Here is a 23,073-nt window from a genome sequence, read left to right as displayed (position 1 = left end):
ACGTAGTGAGCAGTACCGCGCTGGACAGTTTCCTCGACAAGTGGCGCAGCCGTTGGCCGGAATGGTCGGTGGCCGCCCCGTTCGTGGCCGAATCGCAACGCGAGCTTGCGGTGGCGTGGTTCGCGCTGCTGCAGGAATTCGACGACATGCTCAACACCAGCGGCGACCCGTTGCCGGCCGACGCCAAGCTGGCATGGTGGGGCGAGGAGCTGCGCAGCTGGGCCGCGCATCGTTCGCGCCATCCGCTGGGCCGCCTGCTGGAGCCGGTGCGTGCGCCGTGGGCGCAGCTGGCCGAAGCACTTCCGGATCTGGTTGAAGCGCGCACGGTCGCGCTGGATGCGGCCGGCGCCGAGCGCGCGCTGGCGAACTACGCAGAGGCCGTGGCCGCGGTGGAGGCAGCCCTGTTCGCGGACAAGCCGCGAACTGGCGCCGGTCGTGCGGTGCAGCTGCAGACCCTGGCCCAGCGCCTGCAGGATGCCGGCGTAGCCGGTGTGCCGCGCAGCCTGCTGGACGGTGATGCCAGCACGGCCGCACAGCGCTGGGCGCAGCATCTGTTGAAGGGCTGGGGCAGCCGCGTGCCCGGCCCGCGCCCGCGCCGCGTGTGGTCCAGCCTGGCGCGTGCACGCGTTGCCGCGCAGGCGGCAGGCAAGCCGATCGAAGCCACGCCGGTACGCACGCTGCTGCGCGTGTGGTGGGCCGCGCGCGGCTGATGCCGCTGCGCTCGCCGGGCATGGCCCGGCGCTACCGGGCGCGGTAATCGGGTAGCGCCGGGCCATGCCCGGCGGCCGTTCGTCGCGCGTTACTTCCGTTCCAGCACCAGTAACGGATCGATACGGGTATCGAACCAGTTCATGCCCCAGTGCAGGTGCGGGCCGGTGGCACGACCGGTGGCGCCGACCGCAGCGATCACCTGGCCCTGTTCCACACGGTCGCCAACTTTTACGTCGATGCGCGACAGGTGCAGGAAGTTGGAGCTGACACCGAAACCGTGGTCGAGCAGCAGCGTGCCGCCGGTCAGGTAGAGGTCGGGGCCGGCGAAGGTGACGATGCCGGCCGCCGGCGCTTTCACCGGCGTGCCGGTCGGTACCGCGATGTCCATGCCGGAATGACCTGCGCCGGGCTGTCCGTTGTACACGCGTGCGTTGCCGAAGCGGCCGCTGATGCGGCCCTGCACCGGCCAGATGAAGGTCTGGGTGAAGTCGGTACGGTCGTCATCACGGGCACGCGCGGCGGTCACCTGTGCTTGTTCGCGCTTGATCCGCTCGGCAATCGCCGGCGGCGGGTTGACCGTCTTCGGCGGCACGCCGTTGACCCGCTCGGTGGGCCAGTCGCGCGGGGTCACCGCAATGGTCGCGGTCTCGCTGCCACCATCAGGGCGTTGCACCTGCACGTGCAGCGGACCCTTCTCGTCGCGGCCGATGCCGAACACCACGCTGCCATAGCCGCTCACCCGCAGTTGGCGGCCGGCGTACTGCGCGCGGCTGCCGGCAGGTACCTTGCCGATCACCAGTGCGCCCTGCGATGCGCTGGCCGGGAACACCACCCGGCTGTCGATCAGGCTGCCGATGCCGTCCTGTGCCTGCGCCGACGGTGCGGTGAACAGGGGTGCGGCCAGCAGCAGCGCCCCGATCAGAAGTGCGGAGCGCATCAGCGGTCGTAGGTCATGCGCTGGCCGGCCGGCTCGCCCACCAGTTTGCTGCCGTCCCACACCAGTTGGCCATTGACCCAGGTGGAGGCCACGCGCGAACGGAAGGTCGTGCCTTCAAACGGCGACCAGCCGCACTTGGACAGCACGTCCTCGCGCTTGACCGTGAACGGCACGTCCTCGACCAGCACCAGGTCGGCGAAGTAACCCTCGCGCAGGAAGCCACGTTCTTCCACGTCGAACAGCTGTGCCGGCGCATGCGCGAACTTCTGCACCACCTGCTCGCGGGTCAGCTTGCCTTCGTGCACCCGTTCCAGCGCGGCCACCAGCGCGTACTGCACCAGCGGCAGGCCCGACGGCGCCTGTGCGTAGGGCTTCTGCTTCTCTTCCCAGGTGTGCGGCGCGTGGTCGGTGGCCAGCACGTCCAGCACGTCGTCGGCCAGCGCGGCGGTGATCGCCTCGCGGTCGGACACTTCCTTGATCGCCGGGTTGCACTTGATCAGGTTGCCCTTGGTCGCATAGTCCGGGCGCGCGAAGTGCAGGAAGTGCACGCAGGTTTCGGCGGTGATCTGCTTGCGGCTGCCGTCGGCGCGGATCAGCGGGCCCTTCTCGAACAGCGCCAACTCGTCGGCGGTGGAGATATGCAGCACATGCAGGCGGGTGCCGTGCTTGCGCGCCAGCGACATCGCCAGGCGGGTCGACTTGATGCAGGCCTCGCGCGAGCGGATGTCCGGGTGCATGTCCGGGGGCAGCGCATCGCCGTACTTCTCCTGGAAGGCCTTCAGGTTGGCATCGATCATCGGCGTGTCTTCGCAGTGCGTGATGATCGGGGTCGGGCATTCGCGGAAGATCGCGTCCAGCGTTTCCGGGTTGTCGACCAGCATGTTGCCGGTCGAAGCACCCATGAACACCTTCACGCCCGGGGCCTTCTTCGGGTCCAGGGCACGGATGGCGTCCAGGTTGTCATTGCTGGCGCCGTGGTAGAAGCCGTAGTTGGCCCAGGCGCGGCCGCGCGCCAGTTGGTACTTGGCTTCCAGGATGGTCGAATCCAGTGTCGGCGGATTGGTGTTGGGCATGTCCATGAAGCTGGTCAGGCCACCGGCCACCGCAGCCGCCGATTCGCTGGCGATGTCGCCCTTGTGGGTCAGGCCCGGTTCGCGGAAGTGCACCTGGTCGTCGATCATGCCCGGAAGCAACCAGCGTCCGGCTGCGTCCACCACCTGCTCGCCGTCGCGCGGCGCCAACCCGTTGCCGATCTGCGCGATGCGGCCGTTCTCGATGCGCAGGTCGCCGTCGAAGGTGCGGCCTTCATTGACCATGCGGGCGTTGGTGATGAGGGTGGAGGACATGTCAGTGTTTTCCTGTGCAACGGCAAGAGGGGGCGTTGGGGGACTCGGGCACGGGGTCGAAGCCGCCGGGATGGAACGGGTGGCAGCGGCCCAGCCGGCGCGCAGCCAGCCAGCTTCCGCGCAGCGGGCCGTGCCGCGAGATGGCGTCCATCGCGTATTCAGAACAGCTCGGCACGAAACGGCAGCGAGGCCCCAGCAGGGGGCTGATGAAGCGCTTGTAGAAGCGCAGCAGGGCAATGAGCAGGCGCGAGATCACCCAGTCATCTTATGCCAGTTGGCATGAAGGCCGCATTTGTGCAGGATGGGCCGTTGGTCGCATGTCGCCGATGGCCTGCGACCGGTACCAGTACCTTCGGGTGCTGGCCAGGTTCCGTACCGCGCAAGGCGGTCCGTGTTCGTCGGACTGCCTCCAAGGGCGCCTTGACTCCAGGACTGAATGGAGCAGGGGGTCGAGGTTGCTGCTGCGGGTCGGGTAGGCTATAAAGGCCCGCTTTCCCGGGCCCCGGGGAATCCAAGGAAGAGCGTTTCGTGGCTGCTAAAAAAACTGCAAAGAAGGCCGCAACGGCCGCCAAGAAAACCGCCAAGCCTGTTGTGAAGAAGTTGGCGGCAAAGCCCGTTGCCAAGAAACCGGCCAGCAAGCCGGCGACCAAGGCAGCGTCCTCGCAACCGGCGGCCAGGAAGGCCACCGCAAAGAAAACGCCGGTCAAGGCAACCAAGCCGGTGGCGAAGAAGGCTGCTGCGCCCGCCAAGGCCAAGCCTGCCGCTGCCAGCAAGAAGGCGCCGGTGGTGAAGAAAGCCGCCAGCAAGGCCGCGCCGGTGAAGAAGGCCGCCGCCAAGCCGGTGGCGAAGAAGGCAGCAGCCAAGCCGGCGCCGAAGGCGGTGGTGAAGAAGGCTGCGGCCAAGCCGGTCGCCAAACCTGCAGCGAAGAAGGTTGCTGCGGCTAAACCGGTGGCCACGCCTGCCGCTGTAAAGAAAGTCACCAAGAATGTTGCCGCGCCGGCCGCAAAGCCGACCCCGGCCCCCGTAGTGAAGTCCGCACCGAAGCCTGCCCCCAAGCCGGCTCCGGCCAAGCCTGTCCCGGCCAAGACCGTGGCAGTGGCAGCAGCCCAACCGGCCCCCAAGCCGGCCCCGGCCGCCGCTCCTGCTGCTTCGAAGGCCCCGCAATCCAAGAATCCCGTGCCCGTTTCGAAATCGCCTGCCAAAACCGCCGTGAAATCCGATTCCGCCCCGAAGACCGTGTCGCGCCCTGTCGGCAAGGTTGCCGTGGCCGTCGCCGCCCGCTCGGCGGCACCGGCCCCGCGCAGCAAGTACAAGGTGGTCGAGTACAAGACCGACGAGGCCACCGGCCGCCCGATCCTGCCGGCTGGCTACAAGCCGTCCTCGGAAGAGGAATACATGAGCCCGCTGCAGCAGGAGTATTTCCGTCAGCGCCTGCAGAACTGGCGCGCGGACCTGGTGGAAGAGTCCAAGCAGACCATCGAGAACCTGCGCGAGGAAGTGCGTGACATCGGCGACGAAGCCGAGCGCGCGACCCGCGAGACCGAGAACTCGCTGGAACTGCGTACCCGTGATCGCTACCGCAAGCTGATCGGCAAGATCGACAGCACCCTGAAGCGCCTGGAAGCCGGCGACTACGGTTACTGCGTCGACACCGGCGAAGAAATCGGCCTGGAGCGCCTGGAAGCGCGCCTCACCGCCGAACGCACCATCGACGCCCAGGAGCGCTGGGAGCACCTGCAGAAGCAGCAGGGCGACTGATTCCTGATCGTTGTCTGGTCATGCGAAAAACCCGGCCTCGGCCGGGTTTTTTGTTGGGTGTGGTTGGCTGTGTAGAACGGCGCCTTCCGGGTATCGTAGGGAGCCTGCGGGTGGGGCCGGGCAGGACACGCTGCAAGTACATCCCTGTAAGCTCGGCCGCGGCATCCATGCCGCGGACGGTCCTGCCCGGCCCCACCCGCAGGCTCTCTACGGTTTCCTGCGTGCGCGGTTGCTGTAAAGCCGAGCTCATGCCCGGCTCGGGCCGAAGGCGGAGGGCAAGGAAGAGCAAAAGCAAAAGCAAAAGCAGCCAAGCATGGCTTGGCTCTACCAAGGGCGGTCATGCGTGCGCTCGCGGCTGTTGGGGTCCGCCTTGTAGCGAGCCGAGCACCGCAGGGGAATCAGGGGCGAAGAGGCGGCTCTATCCTGTAGAGCCGACTGCTAGTTGTGATCTCTCTGTAGGTTGTTCATCCGGGACATCTTTGGAAAATGGTGGTTACCACACCGTTCCAGCCCCCAAAGAGCCCGGATGAACAATCATAAAAATGCCCGTTTGACGCCGTTTAGTCGAGCGCTTCTGGTCCGCCGTATCCTCCACGAGGGCCTACGCCCGGAAGAAGCAGCTCAAGCGTGTGGCGTAAGTGTGCGTACGGCCTACAAGTGGCTGGCCCGATTCCGCCAGTTCGGGGCACCGGGCCTGGAAAACCGCAGCTCACGGCCTCACCAGACGCCGCATGCCACACCTGCTCCGGTAGTCGAGCAAATCAAGGAGCACCGCCGTAAGCGGCAGACCTACCTGACCATCTCCAAGGCGCTGGGGGTCGGCCACAGTACGATTTCAAGGCTGATGCGCGCCCACGGCCTCAATCGGTTGTGTCGGCTTGATCCGCCCAAGGAGGTCATCCGATACGAATACGATCAGCCCGGAGGGCTGCTGCACTTGGACATCAAGAAGCTGGGCAACTTCCAGCGGCCAGGGCACAGAACCGATGCCAAGCGCAGGGGAAACGCCGCCGGCGGTGGCTGGGGCTACGTCCACGTGGCCATCGACGATCACTCCCGGGTCGCCTTCAGCAGCATCCACCCCAACGAACAGGGCGAAACCGCCTGTCAGGCGTTGCTGGGCGCTCTGGAGTACTACGCCAGCCTGGGAATCACCTTCAAGCGGATCCTGACCGACAACGGTGCGTGCTATCGCTCCACTGCATTTGCCAAGCTGCTCAAATCCCTTGGGATCAAGCACATCAGAACCAAGCCCTACACGCCGCGGACCAATGGCAAAGCCGAGCGCTTCATCCAGACCAGCCTGCGCGAGTGGGCTTACGCCTGCGAGTACGCATCCTCGGACCAGCGCAATTCCGTGTTGAACCAATGGCTGCACTACTACAACTGGCACCGTCCCCATATGGCGATCGGCGGCCAGCCACCTATCTCAAGAGTGCCGCTGAACAACGTAGTGGGTTTACACAGCTAGTCGGCTGGCTCTCCGCGCCGTCTCCTGATTCACCGAGGAGCACAGGGCACCGGCGCGCAGCGCCGGCTCGCGGATGGCGGCGCGTTTCTTTTGGTTACTTTTCTTTTCGCGCGAAAAGAAAAGTGACACCCCACAGCGGTCACGGAAAGAGCCCGCCGGGCATGGCCCGGCGCTACCGGCGCGTGGGCGCGCGGAAATCCGCTCTATTGCAGGTCGCGAAGATTCAGTTTCCGCAACGTCGGGTTCTTCCACGCCGTGATCCCGGCCACGCTCAGCACCGCGAACCCACCCAGCACCACTGCCGGCACCAGGCCGAGCAGCTTTGCCATCGTGCCGGCATAGAACGCGCCCAGTTCGTTGGACGAACTGATGAAGATGCCGTTGATCGACGACACCCGGCCGCGCATTTCTTCCGGCGTGGCCAGCTGCAGGATGGTCGAGCGGATCACCACCGAGACGCCGTCGAAGGCCCCGTAGAACAGCAGGATCAGCGCGGACAGCCAGAAGTGCTGCGACAGCCCGAAGCCGATCACGCACAGGCCGAAGCCGGCCACCGCGAACAGCAGCACGCGGCCGGCATTACGGTGCAGCGGGTGGCGCGCCAGCCACAGGCCAACGCAGACCGAGCCCAGCGCCGGCATTGCGCGCAGGATGCCCAGGCCTTCCGGACCGTGGTGCAGGATCTCGTGCAGGAACGCCGGCAGCATCGCCACCACGCCGCCCAGCAGCACCGAGAACATGTCCAGCGCCATTGCCCCGACCATGATCCGGTTGCCGACCACGAAGCGCGCGCCTTCAGCGATGCTCTTGAAGATCGGGGCGGCCGGACCGGTATGCACCGGTTCTTCCACCTTCAGCGTGGCCAGGCAGGCCATCGCCACCAGCGCGAAGCCCGTGGCCACCGCGTAGGACAGGCCTTTGCCGCCGAAGCCGACCAGCACGCCGCCCACTGCCGGACCGGCCACCATGCCGGCCTGGAACACCACGGCGCCGAGGCCAGCGCCACGTGCGAACTGGTCACGGGCCAGCACGCGGGCGAACAGTGCGTTGTAGATCGGCGACAGGAAGGCGCGGACCATGCCGGTCAGCGCAATGGCCGCATAGATCGGCCACACGCCTTCGAACGGCAGCCAGCCCTTGGCCACGCCGGTCAACACCAGCGCGGTGGCGATCAACCCGGAGCAGGCGACCATGCCGAGCCGGCGGCGCGGCAGGTGGTCGACCAGATAACCGGCGAACGGTGCGACGCAGAAGAACGGCAGCACCTCGGCCAGGCCAACCAGGCCCAGCGAGAACGGATTGCGGGTGACTTCGTAGATGTGCCAGCCGACGGTGACCGCGACCACCTGGTAGGACAGCATCGCGAAGATGCGGTAGGCCAGCAGCTTGGCGAAACCGGGCCGGGACAGCAGCCCCAGCGCGGTGTCTTCGGCCGTGGCGGGTTCGCTCACGACGGGTCGCGCTGCAGCTGGGCCTGCGCGGTCTCGCGGATGAAGGCCAGCATCGCCGCCACGCCGTTGCTGCGGGTGGGCGAGAGGTGGCGGGCCAGGCCGATGTCCTGGATGTAGCTGGGCTCGGTATCCAGGATCTCCTGCGCCGAGCGCCCGGAGTACACGCGCAGGGCCAGGAAGATCAGGCCGGAAACGATGGCCGAATCACTGATGGCGTGGAAGCGCAGCGACTGCGCATTGCCTTCCGGCACGATCCAGACCATCGACTGGCAGCCGAGCAGGCGGTGCTCTTCGGTCTTCCATTCGTCCGGGAAGGCGGGCAGCTTACGGCCGAGGTCGATCAGATACTGGTAGCGCTCGGACCAGTCGCCGAAGAAGCCGAATTCCTCGGCGATGGCGGTCTGGGCCTCGGCGGCGGTGGGTTCAAGCGGGAACGGAGAGTCGGTCACAACAGTCTCTACAGTGGAGCGTGGCCGGCGGACCGGCCACGGGGCAGGGTGGGTCAGCCGCGCTTGCGTGACCAGCGCACGCCCTGCGGGGTGTCTTCCAGCACGATGCCTTCGGCGGCCAGCTGGTCGCGGATGGCGTCGGAACGGGCGAAGTCGCGTGCCTGCTTGGCGGCGGCACGCTCGTCGATCAGGCCCTGGATGCGGGCATCTTCGCCATCATCGCTGGCCGCGGTGCCGAACCACTGCGCTGGATCGGCCTGCAGCAGGCCCAGGGCCAGGCCGGCACCGAGCAGTTCGCCCTTCAGGCGGCTTAGCTGTGCCAGCTTTTCACCCTCGCGGGGATAGTCCGGGCCGCCCGCCGGGGCACCTGCGTGCCTTAGCTTTCGAGCCGATTCAGCGAGTATTGCCAGCACTTTCGGAGTGTTGAGGTCGTCATTGAGCGCGTCCTCGACTGCTTGCGGGATCACTGGGGTGGCGTCGACATTGGCAAATTCCCTGATAGCTCGGTAGAGGCCATCCAGGGTGCGCACCGACTGCTCGATGAGGCCATCGGACCAGTCCAGCGGCTGCCGGTAGTGGGCCGACAGCAGGGCCAGGCGCAGCGCTTCCGGCGGGTGCTGGCGGACCAGGTCGTGCACGCGTTCGATGTTTCCCAGCGACTTGCTCATCTTGGCGCCGCCGAAGTTGAGCATGCCGTTGTGCAGCCAGAAGCGGGCGAAGATCTTGCCGCCGTGGGCGCATTCGCTCTGCGCAAGCTCGTTCTCGTGGTGCGGGAACTGCAGGTCGACGCCGCCGGCATGGATGTCGATGGTCTCGCCCAGGTGGGCGGCGGCCATCGCCGAGCATTCGATATGCCAGCCCGGGCGGCCACGGCCCCAGGGAGACTCCCAGCCAGGGAGGTCGTCGCTGGACGGCTTCCACAGCACGAAATCGCCTGGGTCGCGCTTGTACGGGGCCACGTCGACGCGGGCGCCGGCCAGCATCTCTTCCGGGTCGCGGCGCGAGAGCTTGCCGTAGCCTTCGAAGCTGGCCACCGCGAACAGCACGTGGCCTTCGGCGGCGTAGGCATGACCATTGGCGATCAGCTGCTCGATCATGGTGATGATCTGCGGGATGTGCGCGGTCACTTCCGGCTCGATGTCCGGCGGCACCACGCCCAGCGCGGCCATGTCTTCACGGTAGGCGGCGGCGAACCTGTCGGTGATGGTGCTGATCGGCACGCCCTGCTCACGCGCGGCGTTGTTGATCTTGTCGTCCACGTCGGTGATGTTGCGCGCGTAGCGCAGGCCACCGAAACGGCGCCGCAGCAGATCGGCCAGCACCCCGAACACCACTGGGCCACGGGCGTTGCCGATGTGCACGTAGTTGTAGACCGTCGGGCCGCACACATACAGGGTCGGACAGGCCGGGTCGAGCGGGGTGAACGGTTCGAGCTGGCGAGTCAGGTTGTTGTGCAGGCGCAGGGTCATGGGGCTGTGGCTGGGGGACAAGCCTGTGATTTTAGAACGTGTCGGCCCCCTTTGGGGGCACCGCCTGCCACCGGTGGACGCCGGGTCCAACCAGGGTGGGGTGGGCAGGAGCAGCGTGGACGGGTAATGTTCAGCCCCTTGCGCTCGCCACTGCCTACACTATTGCCGTGTCCTTGCTCCCTTCGCCAATGAAATCCACCGCGTTGCTGACCCTGGCCTGCCTGTCGGCGCTGGCCGCCGTGGCCCAGGCGCAGGAGGCCGAGCCCCGCAACCGGGTGGTGATCGTGGAGAACGTGAAGTTCGACTACGCGCAGGTACTGAACGTCGAACCCGTGTTCCAGACCCTGCGCGCGACCCGTACCGAAGAACACTGCGAGCCGGTCTCGACCCGGACCCTGGCGCCGGTCAATGTCACTGGTGAGGAGCCGGTCGAGGACAAGGGCCGGATCAGCCGCTTCTGGGACTCGGTACGCTCGATGTTCAAGCGCAGCGATGAAGAGGTCTCCGAGGATACCGCCGCCGAGTCACCGGCTCCGGCGCCGGCACCGGCCAACAATGGTCCGATGCTGACCCGCGACTGTCGCATCGTGCCGGTGGGACGTGAATTCCGCCGGCCCATCGCCTACGACGTGGACTACGTCTACAAGGGCACCAAGTACCGCTCGCGGCTGCCGGAAGACCCCGGCAACCGGCTCAAGATCCGGGTGTCGATCACCCCCTGGGTCGGCCCCGAGCAGGGCGCCGCCGGCAATCCATGATTCTGCGACCCCGGCCCCTTGCGTCGGCCCCGGCCGCATGCAAAGATGGCCGACCATGAAGCTCACCGACTTCCAGCACGACAGCAGCGCAGCCCGACAGGCGTCGGGCATGACCTCGCGTGCGCGTCGACCGGAACCCCACATCCTCGCTGGGTAACCGGAGCTTTTTGCTGTTCGTCCGAAAAAAACCCAGCCCGCCGGCTGGGTTTTTTCGTTTCCGCGTCATGAAAGCTGCAACTGCAACCTTTTCGTTCCACCTTTGCTTCCTGTTTTCCCTTCCACCGCGTCGAACCCGGCGCCGCCACGCAAGGAAAGATGATGTCCCCCAAGCACTTCCTGAACACCCAGGACTGGAGCCGCAGCGAGCTCGACGCGCTGCTGACCCAGGCCGCGCTGTTCAAGCGCAACAAGCTCGGCGACCAGCTCAAGGGCAAGTCGATCGCGCTGGTGTTCTTCAATCCGTCCATGCGCACCCGCACCAGCTTTGAACTGGGTGCGTTCCAGCTGGGTGCCCACGCGGTGGTGCTGCAGCCGGGCAAGGATGCGTGGCCGATCGAGTTCAACCTCGGCACGGTGATGGACGGCGATACCGAAGAGCACATCGCTGAAGTGGCCAAGGTGCTGGGCCGTTACTGCGACATCATCGCTGTGCGCGCATTCCCCAAGTTCATCGACTGGGCCTACGACCGCCAGGACATCGTCCTCAACAGCTTCGCCAAGTACTCGACGGTGCCGGTCATCAACATGGAGACCATCACCCACCCGTGCCAGGAGCTGGCCCACATCATGGCCCTGCAGGAGCACTTCGGCACCCAGGACCTGCGCGGCAAGAAGTACGTGCTGACCTGGACCTACCACCCCAAGCCGCTGAACACCGCAGTCGCCAATTCGGCACTGACCATCGCCACCCGCATGGGCATGGACGTGACCCTGCTGTGCCCGACCGCCGACTACATCCTCGACGACCGCTACATGGGCTGGGCCGAGCAGAACGTGGCCGAGAGCGGCGGCTCGCTGAAGATCAGCCATGACATCGACAGCGCCTACGCCGGTGCCGACGTGGTCTACGCCAAGAGCTGGGGCGCGCTGCCGTTCTTCGGCAACTGGGAACCGGAAAAGCCGATCCGCGACCAGTTCAAGCACTTCATCGTGGACGAGCGGAAGATGGCGCTGACCAACAACGGTGTCTTCAGCCACTGCCTGCCGCTGCGCCGCAACGTGAAGGCCACCGATGCGGTGATGGATTCGCCGCAGTGCATCGCCATCAACGAAGCCGAGAACCGCCTGCATGTGCAGAAGGCGATCATGGCGGCGGTTGCCGGGCGCTGAATCAAACAAGGGGTAGAGCCGACCGTGGGTCGGCTGCTCCCGCAGCGGCGCATCCAACATTTCAGCCGACCAGCGGTCGGCTCTACCGAATTCCCATCCCCCAAGTGGACCTGATCCCCATGAGCAACAAAGATGTCGTTCTCGCCTTCTCCGGCGGCCTGGATACCAGCTTCTGCGTGCCGTACCTGCAGGAGCGGGGCTACAACGTGCACACCGTGTTCGCCGATACCGGCGGCGTGGATGATGAAGAGCGTGATTTCATCGAGAAGCGCGCCGCCGAGCTGGGCGTGGCCAGCCACGTCACCGTCAACGGTGGCCCGGCCATCTGGGAAGGCTTCGTCAAGCCGTTCGTGTGGGCCGGTGAGGGCTACCAGGGCCAGTACCCGCTGCTGGTCTCGGACCGCTACCTGATCGTCGATGCCGCGCTGAAGCGTGCCGCCGAACTGGGCACCAACATCATCGCCCACGGCTGCACTGGCATGGGTAACGACCAGGTCCGCTTCGACCTGGCGGTGAAGGCCCTGGGTGACTACCAGATCATCGCGCCGATCCGCGAGATCCAGAAGGAACACACCCAGACCCGCGCCTACGAGCAGAAGTACCTGGAAGAGCGTGGCTTCGGCGTGCGCGCCAAGCAGCAGGCCTACACCATCAACGAGAACCTGCTGGGCCTGACCATGTCCGGCGGCGAGATCGACCGTTGGGAAGCGCCGGGCGAGGGCGCCCGTGGCTGGTGCGCACCGCGCAGCGAGTGGCCGGAGCAGGCGCTGAACGTGACCCTGAAGTTCGTCGAGGGCGAAGCCGTCGAACTGAACGGCAAGGCGTTGCCGGGCGACCAGATCCTGGCCCAGCTCAACAAGCTGTTCGCCCCGTACGGCGTTGGCCGCGGTGTCTACACCGGCGACACCGTGATCGGCCTGAAGGGTCGCATCGTGTTCGAGGCCCCGGGCCTGGTGTCGCTGCTGGCCGCGCACCGCGCGCTGGAAGATGCCGTGCTGACCAAGCAACAGAACCGCTTCAAGCCGGACGTGGCGCGCAAGTGGGTGGAGCTGGTCTACGAAGGCTTCTACCACGACCCGCTGAAGACCGACATCGAGGCCTTCCTGAAGTCCTCGCAGGCCAAGGTCAACGGCGAAGTGGTGCTGGAAACCCGCGGCGGCCGCGTCGATGCAGTGGCGGTGAAGTCGCCGCACCTGCTCAACACCAAGGGCGCCACCTACGCGCAGTCGGCCGACTGGGGCGTGGAGGAGGCCGAGGGCTTCATCAAGCTGTTCGGCATGAGCTCCACTGTCTATGCGCAGGTCAATCGTGGTTGACCTGTGACGGGGTGCCGGCCGCTGGCCGGCGCCTCGCAACGTCGATGGAGGGTAGTGCCGGCCGCTGGCCGGCTCGTGGCACGGCTGGATCATTGCGGAGCCGGCCAGCGGCCGGCACTACCGATTTCGAACCCTACGGATATTCAGACACATGCTTGAACAGACGCTCGATCACCTGCAGGCCCTGGTGTCCTTCGACACCCGCAACCCGCCGCGTGCGATCACCACCGGTGGCATCTTCGATTACCTGCGCGCGAACCTGCCCGGCTTCAACGTCGAGGTGATCGACCACGGTGCCGGTGCGGTCAGCCTGTACGCCGTGCGTGGTACGCCGAAGTACCTGTTCAACGTGCATCTGGACACCGTGCCGGATTCGCCGCACTGGAGTGCCGACCCGCACGTGATGCGGCGTCTGGACGACCGTGTGGTCGGCCTGGGCGTGTGTGACATCAAGGGCGCCGCCGCTGCACTGGTGGCCGCGGCCAACGCCAGTGATGGCGATGCCGCGTTCCTGTTCTCCAGCGACGAAGAAGCCAACGATCCGCGCTGCATCGCCGCGTTCCTGGCCCGTGGCCTGCCATATGAAGCGGTGCTGGTGGCGGAGCCGACCATGAGCGAAGCGGTGCTGGCGCACCGTGGCATCAGTTCGGTGCTGATGCAGTTCGCCGGCCGCGCCGGGCACGCGTCGGGCAAGCAGGATGCGGCCGCCAGTGCGCTGCATCAGGCCATGCGCTGGGGCAACCGCGCATTGGACCATGTGGAATCGCTGGCCTCGGCGCGCTTCGGCGGGCTGACCGGCCTGCGCTTCAACATCGGTCGCGTCGAAGGTGGCATCAAGGCCAACATGATCGCGCCGGCCGCCGAAGTGCGGTTCGGGTTCCGTCCGCTGCCGTCGATGGACATCGATGGCCTGTTGGCGACCTTCGCCGGTTTTGCCGAACCGGAAGCGGCACTGTTCACCGAAACCTTCCGTGGCCCCAGCCTGCCGGCCGGTGACATCGCCGAGGCCGAGAACCGCCGCCTGCTGGCACGCGACGTGGCCGATGCGCTGGAACTGCCGATCGGCAACGCGGTGGACTTCTGGACAGAGGCCTCGCTGTTCTCGGCCGGCGGCTACACCACGCTGGTGTTCGGCCCGGGTGACATCGCCCAGGCCCACACCGCCGATGAGTTCGTGACGCTGGAGCAGCTGCAGCGCTACACCGACGCCGTGCACCGCATCATCGCCGCCGGCGCCTGATCGACCCCACAACGCCGCCCGGCCCTGGCCGGGTGGAACTGCAACGCGGCGACCGCCGCCTGTGACGAAACCGAAATGTCTCCTGCCCTCCAGCCCCACCGCCAGACCCGCCAGACCATCGTGCGCCTGCTTTCCAGCATGGCCAGCGCGAAGGAGATCAGCCAGTACCTCAAGCGCTTCTCGCAGCTGGACGCCAAGCGCTTTGCCGTGGTCAAGGTCGGCGGCGCGGTGCTGCGCGACGATCTCGACGCGCTGACCTCTTCGCTGTCGTTCCTGCAGGAAGTCGGCCTGACCCCGATCGTGCTGCACGGCGCCGGCCCGCAGCTGGATGCCGAACTGTCGGCCGCCGGCATCGAAAAGCAGACCGTCAACGGTCTGCGCGTGACCTCGCCGGAGGCACTGGCGATCGTGCGCCGGGTGTTCCAGCAGTCCAACCTGCGCCTGGTCGAAGCCCTGCAGCAGAACGGCGCGCGTGCCACCTCGATCACCGGTGGCGTGTTCGAGGCGGAGTACCTGGACGTGGACACCTACGGCCTGGTCGGTGAAGTGAAGCGGGTCAACCTGGCGCCGATCGAGGCCAGCCTGCGCGCCGGTTCTATCCCGGTCATCACCAGCCTGGGCGAAACCGCGGGTGGCCAGATCCTCAACGTCAACGCCGACTTCGCCGCCAACGAGCTGGTGCAGGAGCTGCAGCCGTACAAGATCATTTTCCTGACCGGCACCGGCGGCCTGCTGGACGAGCAGGGCAGCGTGATCGATTCGATCAACCTGTCCACCGAGTACGACCACCTGATCGCGCAGCCGTGGATCCACGGTGGCATGAAGGTGAAGATCGAACAGATCAAGGATCTGCTCGACCGCCTGCCGCTGGAATCGTCGGTGTCCATCACGCGCCCGGCCGATCTGGCCAAGGAACTGTTCACCCACAAAGGCTCGGGCACGCTGGTGCGCAAGGGCGAGAAAGTGCTGCGCGCCACCGCCTGGAACGAGCTGGACCTGCCGCGCCTGAAGGGCCTGATCGAATCCAGCTTCGGCCGCACCCTGGTGCCGGAGTACTTCGAAAAGACGAAGCTGCTGCGCGCCTATGTCAGCGAGAACTACCGCACCGCGGTGATCCTCACTGACGAAGCCGAGGGCGTGTACCTGGACAAGTTCGCCGTGCTCGATGATGCACAGGGTGAAGGCCTCGGCCGCGCGGTGTGGAACGTGATGCGGGATGAAACGCCGCAGCTGTTCTGGCGTTCGCGCAATGGCAACCCGATCAATCACTTCTACTATGCTGAATCCGATGGCTGCTACAAGCAGGGCCATTGGAAGGTGTTCTGGTACGGCGCCGATGGCATCGACCGGATCAGCACCTATGTCGACCACTGCGCCCAGCGCGCACCGAGCCTGCAGGGCTGAATGATGGACCATTCCGATCACTGGACTACGATTCCCACCCTGCGCGGCCAGCACGTGACACTGCAGCCGCTGCAGCCCGAGCATGTGCCTGGCCTGCGCGCCGCCGTGGAGGGCAGCGGCCTGGACCAGCTCTGGTACACCCAGGTGCCTTCGCCGGAGCGGGTCGAGCACTATGTGCAGGCCGCGCTGCAGGCGCAGGCGGAAGGCAAGGTGCTGCCGTTCGTGATCCTCGATGCGGAGGGTGACATCGTGGGTACCACCCGCTTCTACGACCTGGATGCCGGCGTGCCCAAGCTCAGCCTGGGTTACACCTGGTATGCACCGCGCGTGCAGCGTACCGGCGTTAATACCGAAACCAAGCTGTTGCTGCTGCAGCACGCCTTCGAAACCATGGGCTGCATCAGCCTGGTGCTGGAAACCAGCTGGTTCAACTTCACCTCGCGCACCGCCATCGCCCGCCTCGGCGCCAAGCAGGACGGCGTGCTGCGCAACCACAAGCGGCATGCCGACGGCACGCCGCGCGACACGGTCATCTTCTCCATCATCGATACGGAATGGCAGGGCGTGAAGCGCCACCTGCAGCACCGCCTGGACAGCCACGCATGAACGATTCGACTTTCACCCTGGGCATCGTCGGCGCCCGTGGCCATACCGGCGCCGAGCTGATCAAGCTGGTGGCCGCACACCCGCGGCTGAAGCTGGCCTTCGTGTCCTCGCGCGAACGCGCCGGGCAGCGCCTGTCCGACCACCATCCGGAATTCCAGGGCGAGCTGCAGTACGAGAACCTGGACGCCGACGCGGTGGCCGCCAAGGGCGTGGACGCGGTGATCCTGGCCCTGCCCAACGGCCTGGCCGCACCGTTCGTGGCCGCACTGGAAGCGGCGAAGCCGGACACCGTCATCGTCGACCTGTCGGCCGACTACCGCTTCGACAACAGCTGGTACTACGGCCTGCCGGAGCTGACCCGAGGCCGCTACAACGGCCAGAAGCACATCAGCAACCCGGGCTGCTATGCCACGGCGATGCAGCTGGCGGTGCATCCGCTGCTGGACCTGCTGGCCGGCCCGCCGCAGTGCTTCGGTGTGTCCGGCTATTCCGGCGCCGGCACCACGCCGTCGGACAAGAACAACGTCGAACTGCTCGCCGACAACCTGATGCCGTATGCGCTGACCAACCACGTGCACGAGCGTGAAGTGTCGGTCCAGCTGGGCGTGGCGGTTGAATTCATGCCGCATGTCGCGCCGCATTTCCGCGGCATCACGCTCACCGCCAACCTGTGGCTGAACCGCGTGCAGACCCGCGAACAGATCGTCGAGCGCTTCCAGCAGGCCTACGCGGGCGAACCGCTGATCGAGGTAGTGGATGAAGCGCCGTGGGTCAGCCGCATCGCCGGCCGCCACGGTGCGCAGGTCGGTGGCTTCACCCTGGCCCCGGGCGGCAAGCGGGTGGTGGTGGTGGCGACCCTGGACAACCTGCTGAAGGGCGCGGCCACCCAGGCCATGCAGAACCTCAACCTCGCGCTGGGCATCGACGAACTGACGTCGATCCCGCACTGAACACGCATTCCGGAGCCCCCATGGCAGACCTTCTTTGGCAGAAGCTCGGCGTCGCTGTCGACGCCCAGATCCAGACCTTCCTCGCCGGCGACGACGTGATCCTCGACCGCGAGTTCTTCCTGCATGACATCGCTGCCAGCGCCGCGCATGCGCAGGGCCTGCAGCACATCGGCATCCTCAGCGCCGACGAGCTGGCCGGCCTGCTGCGCGAGCTCGACGTGCTGGCGCAGGACTTCCGCGAAGGCCGCTTCGTGCTGGATACGCAGTACGAAGACGGTCACTCGGCAATCGAAGCACGTTTGACCGAACGCCTCGGCGATGCCGGCCGCAAGATCCACACTGGCCGCAGCCGCAATGACCAGATCCTGGTCGCCACCCGCCTGTGGCTGAAGGAGAAGCTGCTGCGCGTGGCCCAGCTCAGCGCCGACGTGGCCAAGGTCGCGCTGGACCGCGCGCAGGCCGAGAAGGACCTGCCGATTCCCGGCTACACCCATATCCAGCGTGCCGTGGTGTCCTCGGCCGGCATGTGGTGGGCCGGTTGGGCCGAGGCTTTCATCGACAACGCCATCCGTGCCCGCGACACCCATGCACTGGTCGATGCCAATCCGCTCGGCACGGCCGCTGGTTACGGCGTGAACCTGCCGCTGGATCGCGAGCACACCACGGCGGCGCTGGGCTTCGCGCGCATGCAGGTCTCGCCGATCTACGCGCAGCTGTCGCGCGGCAAGTTCGAGCTGGCCGCACTGGAAGCCCTCGGCGGTGCCACGCTGGACCTGCGCCGCATTGCCTGGGACCTGTCGCTGTTCACCAGTGCCGAGTTCGGCTTCGTCGCGCTGCCGGCGCAGTACACCACCGGCAGTTCGATCATGCCCAACAAGCGCAATCCGGATGTGATCGAGCTGATGCGCGCCACCCACGCCAGCGTCGCCGCCGCGCGCACCGAGATTGAGCAGCTGCTGTCGCTGCCGTCGGGCTATCACCGCGACCTGCAGTCGTCCAAGGGCGCCATCTTCCATGGCTTCGGCCGTGGCCTGGCCGCGCTGGAGCTGCTGCCGGCGCTGCTGGCCAACCTGGAATGGCGCGACGACAGGCTGCGTGCGGCGATCGATTCGGGCATGTATGCCACCGACGTGGCGGTGGAAGCGGCCGTGGCTGGCGTGCCGTTCCGCGAGGCCTACAAGGCCGCCGCGGCAGGCGCCGACAGTGCAGGGCAGGGACGCACGCCGGAAGGCAGCCTGGCCGCACGCGTGTCGCCGGGTTCGGCCGCTGATCTGCGCCTGGATGAACTGCGTGCACGCTGGCAGGCGTTGTCCTGATGGCGGGCACCGTCTACCTGGTGATGGCGATGCGCCGGCCGGACTTCACTGCCGCGGCGGTGCAGCCGCACCGTGATTTCCTCGATGCGTTGCAGGCGCAGGGCAAGCTGCAGCTGACCGGCGGTTTTGCCGATGGCAGCGGTGGCGCCTATGTGCTGTGCAACGTGGACAGCCTGGCGCAGGCGCAGGCCATCGTCGCCACCGATCCGCTGGTGACGATGCAGGCCTCCGCGCTGACCGTGCACGAATGGAACACCCGCTGAGAGCCTGACCGATGATCCAGCACGCTGCCCACGTCGCCTCGCCGTTCCTGGAACAGGCGCTGCCGCCGTGGCGGCGTGCAGTGCTGAAGGTCGGCAGCAGCCTGCTGGCGGCCGATGGGGGCGGCCTGTCGCCACGCCACGCGCTGGGCCTGGCCCAGTTTGTTTCCGCCAACGTCCTGGCCGGGCGCGAGGTGGTGATCGTCTCCTCCGGTGCGGTTGCGGCGGGGCGCGCGATCCTGCCGCGGGCCGATGAACCCGGTGCGGCGATGGCGGCGCGGCAGGCCCTGGCCGCGCTCGGCCAGGCGCAGCTGATCGGGCTCTGGCAGCGCTTCTTCGAGCGCCCCGTGGCGCAGGTGCTGCTGACCCACGACGACCTGCGCAACCGCCGCCGCTACCTCAACGCACGCGCCACGCTCAATGAGTTGCTGCGGCTGGGCGCGTTGCCGGTGGTCAACGAGAACGACACCGTGTCGGTGGACGAACTCAAGCTCGGCGACAACGACAACCTGGCCGCCACCGTGGCCGCGCTGGTCGATGCCGATGCACTGTTCATCGCCACCGATATCGACGGCCTGTACAGCGCCGACCCGCGCACCGCGGCCGATGCGCGGCCGTTGCACGACGTGCCGGAACTGAGTGACGAGGTGCTGGCGATGGCCGGTGGCACCGGCTCGCGCGCCGGTACCGGCGGCATGCGCACCAAGCTGGAAGCGGCGGCGAAGGCCGGTCGCCTCGGCATCGAAACCTATCTGTTCAATGGCCGCAGCGGTGACGTGGTGCGCGCGCTGGCCCAGGACCGCCTGTTCGGTACCCGTATCCACGCCGCGCGCAGTCGTGAGGCGGCCCGCAAGCACTGGCTGCGGCACGCGCCGCTGGTCGAGGGTGCGATCGTGATCGATGCCGGCGCGGCGCAGGCCATGCGTGAGAAGGGCGCCTCGCTGCTGCCCGGTGGCATCACAGGTGCGGAGGGCGTGTTCCGCCGTGGCGACATGGTGCAGGTGTGCTGGAACGCGCCACAGGGCCGTGTCTGCGTGGCGCGCGGCGTCAGCCAGTACGCCGCCGATGATGTGCGCCGGATCGCCGGTCGCCATTCGCGCGACATCGAGGCCGTGCTGGGCTACAACTACGGTGGCAGTGTCGTCCATCGCGACGATCTGGTGCTGCCATGACCGGTTTGAAGGACACCCCGATGAGCGAAATCGAAGCGCAGGCGCGTGCCTGCCGTGACGCGGCCCAGATCGTTGCCGGCCTCGACAGTGCGGCGCGCCGCACGCTGCTGCTGGCAATGGCCCAGGCACTGGAAGTGAATGCCGGGCTGATCCTGGCCGGCAATGCGCGTGACCTCGCCGCCGCGCGCGACAAGGGCGTTGGCAGTGCCATGCTCGACCGCCTGGCGCTGGATCCGGCACGCCTGTTCGCGATGGCCGAAGCCGTGCGTGAGGTCGCTGCGCTGCCCGATCCGGTCGGCCAGGTCACCCGCGACGATGTGCGTCCAAACGGCATCCGGGTGCAGAAGGTGCGCGTTCCGCTGGGGGTGATCGCGATGATCTACGAGGCGCGCCCGAACGTGACCGCCGAAGCGGCCGCCCTGTGCCTGAAGGCCGGCAATGGCGTGATCCTGCGCGGTGGTTCCGAGGCGATCCACTCCAACACCGCCATCGCCCAGGCGCTGTCCGGCGCATTGAAGGCCAACGGCGTCCCGCCGGCTGCGGTGACCGTGCTGACCGACCTGCGCCGCGAAGCGATGCTGGAACTGCTGCAGTTGCATGAGCTGATCGACCTGGCCATTCCGCGTGGCGGCGAAGGCCTGATCCGCTTCGTCGCCGAGCATGCGCGGGTGCCGGTGATCAAGCATTACAAGGGCGTGTGCCATCTGTTCGTGGATGCCAGCGCCGACCTCGGCAAGGCCATTGACCTGCTGGTGGATGGCAAGTGCAGCCGCCCTGCAGCCTGCAACTCGCTGGAAACGCTGCTGGTGCACCGCGAGGTGGCCGAAGCGTTCCTGCCGCGCGTGGCGCAGGCGCTCGGCGAGCGCGGCGTGCAGCTGCGCGCCGATGCGCAGGCGCAGCCGCTGCTGCCGGGCAGCATGTTGGCCACTGAAGACGACTATGCCGCCGAGTTCCTTGATCTGGTGCTGGCGGTACGCGTGGTTGACGATCTCGACGCTGCCATTGCGCACATCCGTGCCTACACCTCCGACCATACCGAAGTGATCGCCACCGAAGACGCAGGCAACGCCGAGCGCTTCGTCACTGCGCTGCGCTCGGCGGTGGTGATGGTCAATGCGTCCTCGCGTTTCTCCGACGGCGGCCAGCTGGGCCTGGGCAGCGAGATCGGCATCTCCACCACGCGCCTGCACGCGTACGGCCCGATGGGGCTGGAGGCACTCACCGTCGAACGATTTGTCGTGCGCGGTGAAGGGCAGACCCGCACGTAGATCCACGCCATGCATGGATGCTCTTCGCGGTAGCCCCCGGTGCCGACCAAGGTCGGCACCCACCAGAGAGAACGCCGACCAAGGTCGGCATCTACCAAAGCAAGTGCCGACCAGGGTCGGCACCCAGGGCAATCGAGTTACACCACCTCGCGGCGGATGCCGATCGGCCGCGCGTGATCATCCATGTGCAGCGTGGCGGCCTTGCAGCCCAGCAGGCGCTCGGCCAGCCCGGTGCTGGCCCCCAGGTCGGCGGCCACTTCGTTGAGGCTGGCCAGCGGCCGCGGCAGGCGCCGGTCGTGGCCGCGGAAGCGCGCGCGGTTGTACTCGGCCCAGCCGATCAGCAGTACGCTGGCGCACAGCAGCATCAGCGGCAACGCCACCAGCACATAGGGGTCGAACTGGCTTTGCCGTTCGTACAGCTGCTGCCAGGCCAGCTGGCCGCCGACCAGCCACGACACCAGGGTGACCAGTGGGGCCCACAGGTAGAAGTAGAACCCCCAGAACGCGAGGGTGACGAAGCCCCAGGCGGTGCGCTGGAAGCGTGGTTGGCGATGCGGCTTGCGGATCATCCGCGAGTCGAAGCGGTTGGACGGGCGTTGTGCGTTCATCGGATCCCCCGATCGGGACTGGTCCAGGTGGCGCGCTTGCTGCGACGGCGCAGCAGGGTTTTCGGCAACGCCACCAGGGTGGTGGAAAGGCTGATCAACCAGTACGCCATCGGGTACCAGATGACCCAGAAGTAGTTGCGTCCAATCTGTGTTTCGTAACGACGGTCGATGATCAGGCTGCTGGCGAACTGCAGCAGGCAGACCAGGGCCAGGATCACGCCATGCCACTCCGGCAGCAGGCTGGCGATATGCAGTTGCGGGGGCAGTTCGATGAACTTGCCCAGCGCCCACAGCACCACGATGAACAACATGGTGTAGGCCCAGATCACGCTGAGCACGTACTCCAGCAGTACGCCCCACATGCGCCGCTCCTTCCAGTGCAGCAGCGAGCGGGCGTGGCGCAGCATCACCTCCACGCCGCCCTGGGCCCAGCGCAGCCGCTGCCGCCACAGTCCCTTCAGGGTTTCCGGCATCAGGATGAAGCATAGTGCGTTGGGTTCGTAGCGGATGTCCCAGTGCGCGCGCTGCAGGCGCCAGCTGATGTCGATGTCTTCGGTCACCATGTCATCGGACCACCAGCCGACCTGGTGCAGGGCGGTGCGGCGGAAGCCGGCGATCACGCCGGAGATGGTGAAGATGCGCCCGTACACCCGCTGCGCGCGCTTGATCATGCCGATGATCGAGGAGAACTCGGCCACCTGCAGGCGTCCGAGCAGGGTGGAGCGGTTGCGGATGCGCGGGTTGCCGGTGACCGCGCCGACCCGGTTGCCGCTGACCAGGTGCCAGATCATCCAGTGCAGCGCGTGTTCTTCCAGCATCGCGTCGCCGTCGATGCACACCAGGTATTCCGAGCGTGCGGCGAGCGCCCCCATGCGCAGCGCATTGGCCTTGCCGAGGTTGCGGTCCAGGTGCAGCACGCGCAGCCGTGGGTGCTTTGCCGCCAGGGCGTCCAGCCGCGCACCCGTGTCGTCGCTGCTGCCATCGTCGATGGCGATCACCTCATAGTCGGCCGGGTAGCGCTGTGCCAGCGCCGCGCCGAGTGTGTCGTCGAGGTTTGCCGACTCGTTGTGGCAGGGAATCAGCAGGCTCGCGAACGGTGGATCGACCATCAGCGGCGGGTCGTTGCGTGGGCGCGAATGGCGTTCGCGCCGGAAGTAGTAATACAGGCCGCCCGACATCCAGAAGAATGCCATCACCATCGGGTAGTAGAAGGCGAACTGGAACAGGACCTGCAGCAACGGATGCATGTCCATG

The 23,073-nt window shown here is 66.9% G+C and carries 22 protein-coding genes; 14 read left to right on the top strand and 8 right to left on the bottom strand.

Translation table 11 applies throughout. The features are described from left to right. Nucleotides 1-5 precede the first annotated feature (5 nt). A complete protein-coding gene (locus ACZK33_RS15885) occupies nt 6-710 on the top strand; it encodes a squalene/phytoene synthase family protein (RefSeq protein WP_049460737.1) in 705 nt (234 codons plus the stop codon). An 89-nt stretch (nt 711-799) separates the two neighbouring features. Here ACZK33_RS15885 and ACZK33_RS15880 read toward each other — a convergent pair whose 3' ends face one another. Genes ACZK33_RS15880 through yidD form a run of 3 tightly spaced genes read right to left on the bottom strand, consistent with a single transcriptional unit; the run spans nt 800 to nt 3,250 of the window. Next, complete coding sequence (locus tag ACZK33_RS15880; protein WP_180836676.1) at nt 800-1,648, bottom strand: M23 family metallopeptidase; 849 nt, start codon at nt 1,646-1,648, stop codon at nt 800-802. After that, nucleotides 1,648-2,994 (bottom strand): dihydroorotase, encoded by a 1,347-nt coding sequence (locus ACZK33_RS15875; protein WP_423173871.1) that lies wholly within the window; start codon nt 2,992-2,994, stop codon nt 1,648-1,650. The genes ACZK33_RS15880 and ACZK33_RS15875 overlap by 1 nt, the downstream gene beginning before the upstream one ends. 1 nt (nt 2,995) lies before the next feature. Further along, nucleotides 2,996-3,250 carry a membrane protein insertion efficiency factor YidD gene (gene yidD, locus ACZK33_RS15870; RefSeq protein ID WP_014037867.1) on the bottom strand — a complete coding sequence of 85 codons (255 nt, stop codon included), beginning with the start codon at nt 3,248-3,250 and terminating at the stop codon, nt 2,996-2,998. Between the two features lie 272 nt (nt 3,251-3,522). On the opposite strand from yidD, the gene dksA reads away from it, so the two are divergent. Then, a complete protein-coding gene (gene dksA / locus ACZK33_RS15865; RefSeq protein ID WP_049401259.1) occupies nt 3,523-4,752 on the top strand; it encodes an RNA polymerase-binding protein DksA in 1,230 nt (409 codons plus the stop codon). Between the two features lie 526 nt (nt 4,753-5,278). Further along, nucleotides 5,279-6,223, top strand: a complete 945-nt coding sequence (locus tag ACZK33_RS15860; protein WP_478453434.1) for an IS481-like element ISStma3 family transposase — start codon at nt 5,279-5,281, stop codon at nt 6,221-6,223. Between the two features lie 203 nt (nt 6,224-6,426). On the opposite strand, the gene ACZK33_RS15855 is transcribed toward ACZK33_RS15860, so the two are convergent. The 3 genes from ACZK33_RS15855 to cysS are packed head-to-tail and all read right to left on the bottom strand — an operon-like array spanning nt 6,427 to nt 9,592. Continuing rightward, the gene (locus ACZK33_RS15855) at nt 6,427-7,674 is read right to left on the bottom strand and encodes an MFS transporter (RefSeq protein ID WP_423175449.1); all 1,248 of its coding nucleotides are present in this window, start codon (nt 7,672-7,674) and stop codon (nt 6,427-6,429) included. Then, the gene (locus ACZK33_RS15850; protein WP_005410372.1) at nt 7,671-8,123 is read right to left on the bottom strand and encodes a SufE family protein; all 453 of its coding nucleotides are present in this window, start codon (nt 8,121-8,123) and stop codon (nt 7,671-7,673) included. The genes ACZK33_RS15855 and ACZK33_RS15850 overlap by 4 nt, the downstream gene beginning before the upstream one ends. 53 nt (nt 8,124-8,176) lie before the next feature. Further along, complete coding sequence (gene cysS / locus ACZK33_RS15845) at nt 8,177-9,592, bottom strand: cysteine--tRNA ligase (RefSeq protein ID WP_277779338.1); 1,416 nt, start codon at nt 9,590-9,592, stop codon at nt 8,177-8,179. Between the two features lie 188 nt (nt 9,593-9,780). On the opposite strand from cysS, the gene ACZK33_RS15840 reads away from it, so the two are divergent. The 11 genes from ACZK33_RS15840 to ACZK33_RS15790 all read left to right on the top strand — a co-directional run bounded on the left by ACZK33_RS15840 (nt 9,781) and on the right by ACZK33_RS15790 (nt 21,211). Continuing rightward, a complete protein-coding gene (locus tag ACZK33_RS15840; RefSeq protein ID WP_032129397.1) occupies nt 9,781-10,350 on the top strand; it encodes a glycine zipper 2TM domain-containing protein in 570 nt (189 codons plus the stop codon). Between the two features lie 318 nt (nt 10,351-10,668). Continuing rightward, nucleotides 10,669-11,679 (top strand): N-acetylornithine carbamoyltransferase, encoded by a 1,011-nt coding sequence (locus tag ACZK33_RS15835; protein WP_423175451.1) that lies wholly within the window; start codon nt 10,669-10,671, stop codon nt 11,677-11,679. A 119-nt stretch (nt 11,680-11,798) separates the two neighbouring features. After that, on the top strand, nt 11,799-12,995 hold the full coding sequence (locus tag ACZK33_RS15830) for an argininosuccinate synthase (RefSeq protein ID WP_049401153.1): 1,197 nt from the start codon (nt 11,799-11,801) through the stop codon (nt 12,993-12,995). 151 nt (nt 12,996-13,146) lie between these two features. Continuing rightward, nucleotides 13,147-14,235 (top strand): acetylornithine deacetylase, encoded by a 1,089-nt coding sequence (locus ACZK33_RS15825; protein WP_032129400.1) that lies wholly within the window; start codon nt 13,147-13,149, stop codon nt 14,233-14,235. Nucleotides 14,236-14,310: 75 nt separating this feature from the next. Then, nucleotides 14,311-15,639, top strand: coding sequence for an acetylglutamate kinase (locus ACZK33_RS15820; RefSeq protein ID WP_423175453.1), 1,329 nt, complete (start codon nt 14,311-14,313; stop codon nt 15,637-15,639). Nucleotides 15,640-15,642: 3 nt separating this feature from the next. Further along, entirely contained in the window at nt 15,643-16,245 is a 603-nt protein-coding gene (locus tag ACZK33_RS15815) for a GNAT family N-acetyltransferase (protein WP_423175471.1), read from the top strand. Further along, on the top strand, nt 16,242-17,195 hold the full coding sequence (gene argC, locus ACZK33_RS15810; protein WP_032129402.1) for an N-acetyl-gamma-glutamyl-phosphate reductase: 954 nt from the start codon (nt 16,242-16,244) through the stop codon (nt 17,193-17,195). The genes ACZK33_RS15815 and argC overlap by 4 nt, the downstream gene beginning before the upstream one ends. A 20-nt stretch (nt 17,196-17,215) precedes the next feature. Beyond that, nucleotides 17,216-18,511 carry an argininosuccinate lyase gene (argH, locus tag ACZK33_RS15805; protein WP_423175455.1) on the top strand — a complete coding sequence of 432 codons (1,296 nt, stop codon included), beginning with the start codon at nt 17,216-17,218 and terminating at the stop codon, nt 18,509-18,511. Further along, entirely contained in the window at nt 18,511-18,774 is a 264-nt protein-coding gene (locus ACZK33_RS15800; RefSeq protein WP_423175457.1) for a YciI family protein, read from the top strand. Before argH ends, ACZK33_RS15800 begins: the two co-directional genes overlap by 1 nt. Nucleotides 18,775-18,785: 11 nt before the next feature. Next, entirely contained in the window at nt 18,786-19,943 is a 1,158-nt protein-coding gene (gene proB, locus ACZK33_RS15795; protein WP_423175459.1) for a glutamate 5-kinase, read from the top strand. Next, nucleotides 19,940-21,211: a glutamate-5-semialdehyde dehydrogenase gene (locus tag ACZK33_RS15790; protein WP_423175461.1), complete on the top strand. Its 1,272-nt coding sequence runs from the start codon at nt 19,940-19,942 to the stop codon at nt 21,209-21,211. The genes proB and ACZK33_RS15790 overlap by 4 nt, the downstream gene beginning before the upstream one ends. A gap of 137 nt (nt 21,212-21,348) precedes the next feature. On the opposite strand, the gene pgaD is transcribed toward ACZK33_RS15790, so the two are convergent. Next, complete coding sequence (pgaD, locus tag ACZK33_RS15785) at nt 21,349-21,819, bottom strand: poly-beta-1,6-N-acetyl-D-glucosamine biosynthesis protein PgaD (protein WP_032129407.1); 471 nt, start codon at nt 21,817-21,819, stop codon at nt 21,349-21,351. Then, nucleotides 21,816-23,072 (bottom strand): poly-beta-1,6-N-acetyl-D-glucosamine synthase, encoded by a 1,257-nt coding sequence (gene pgaC, locus ACZK33_RS15780; RefSeq protein ID WP_010486660.1) that lies wholly within the window; start codon nt 23,070-23,072, stop codon nt 21,816-21,818. The genes pgaD and pgaC overlap by 4 nt, the downstream gene beginning before the upstream one ends. Nucleotide 23,073: the final 1 nt, after the last annotated feature.

Source organism: Stenotrophomonas sp. 86156_Sma (assembly GCF_056481625.1).
Note: the sequence above shows the minus strand (reverse complement) of the source record. Positions and strands in the feature narration are given on the sequence as shown.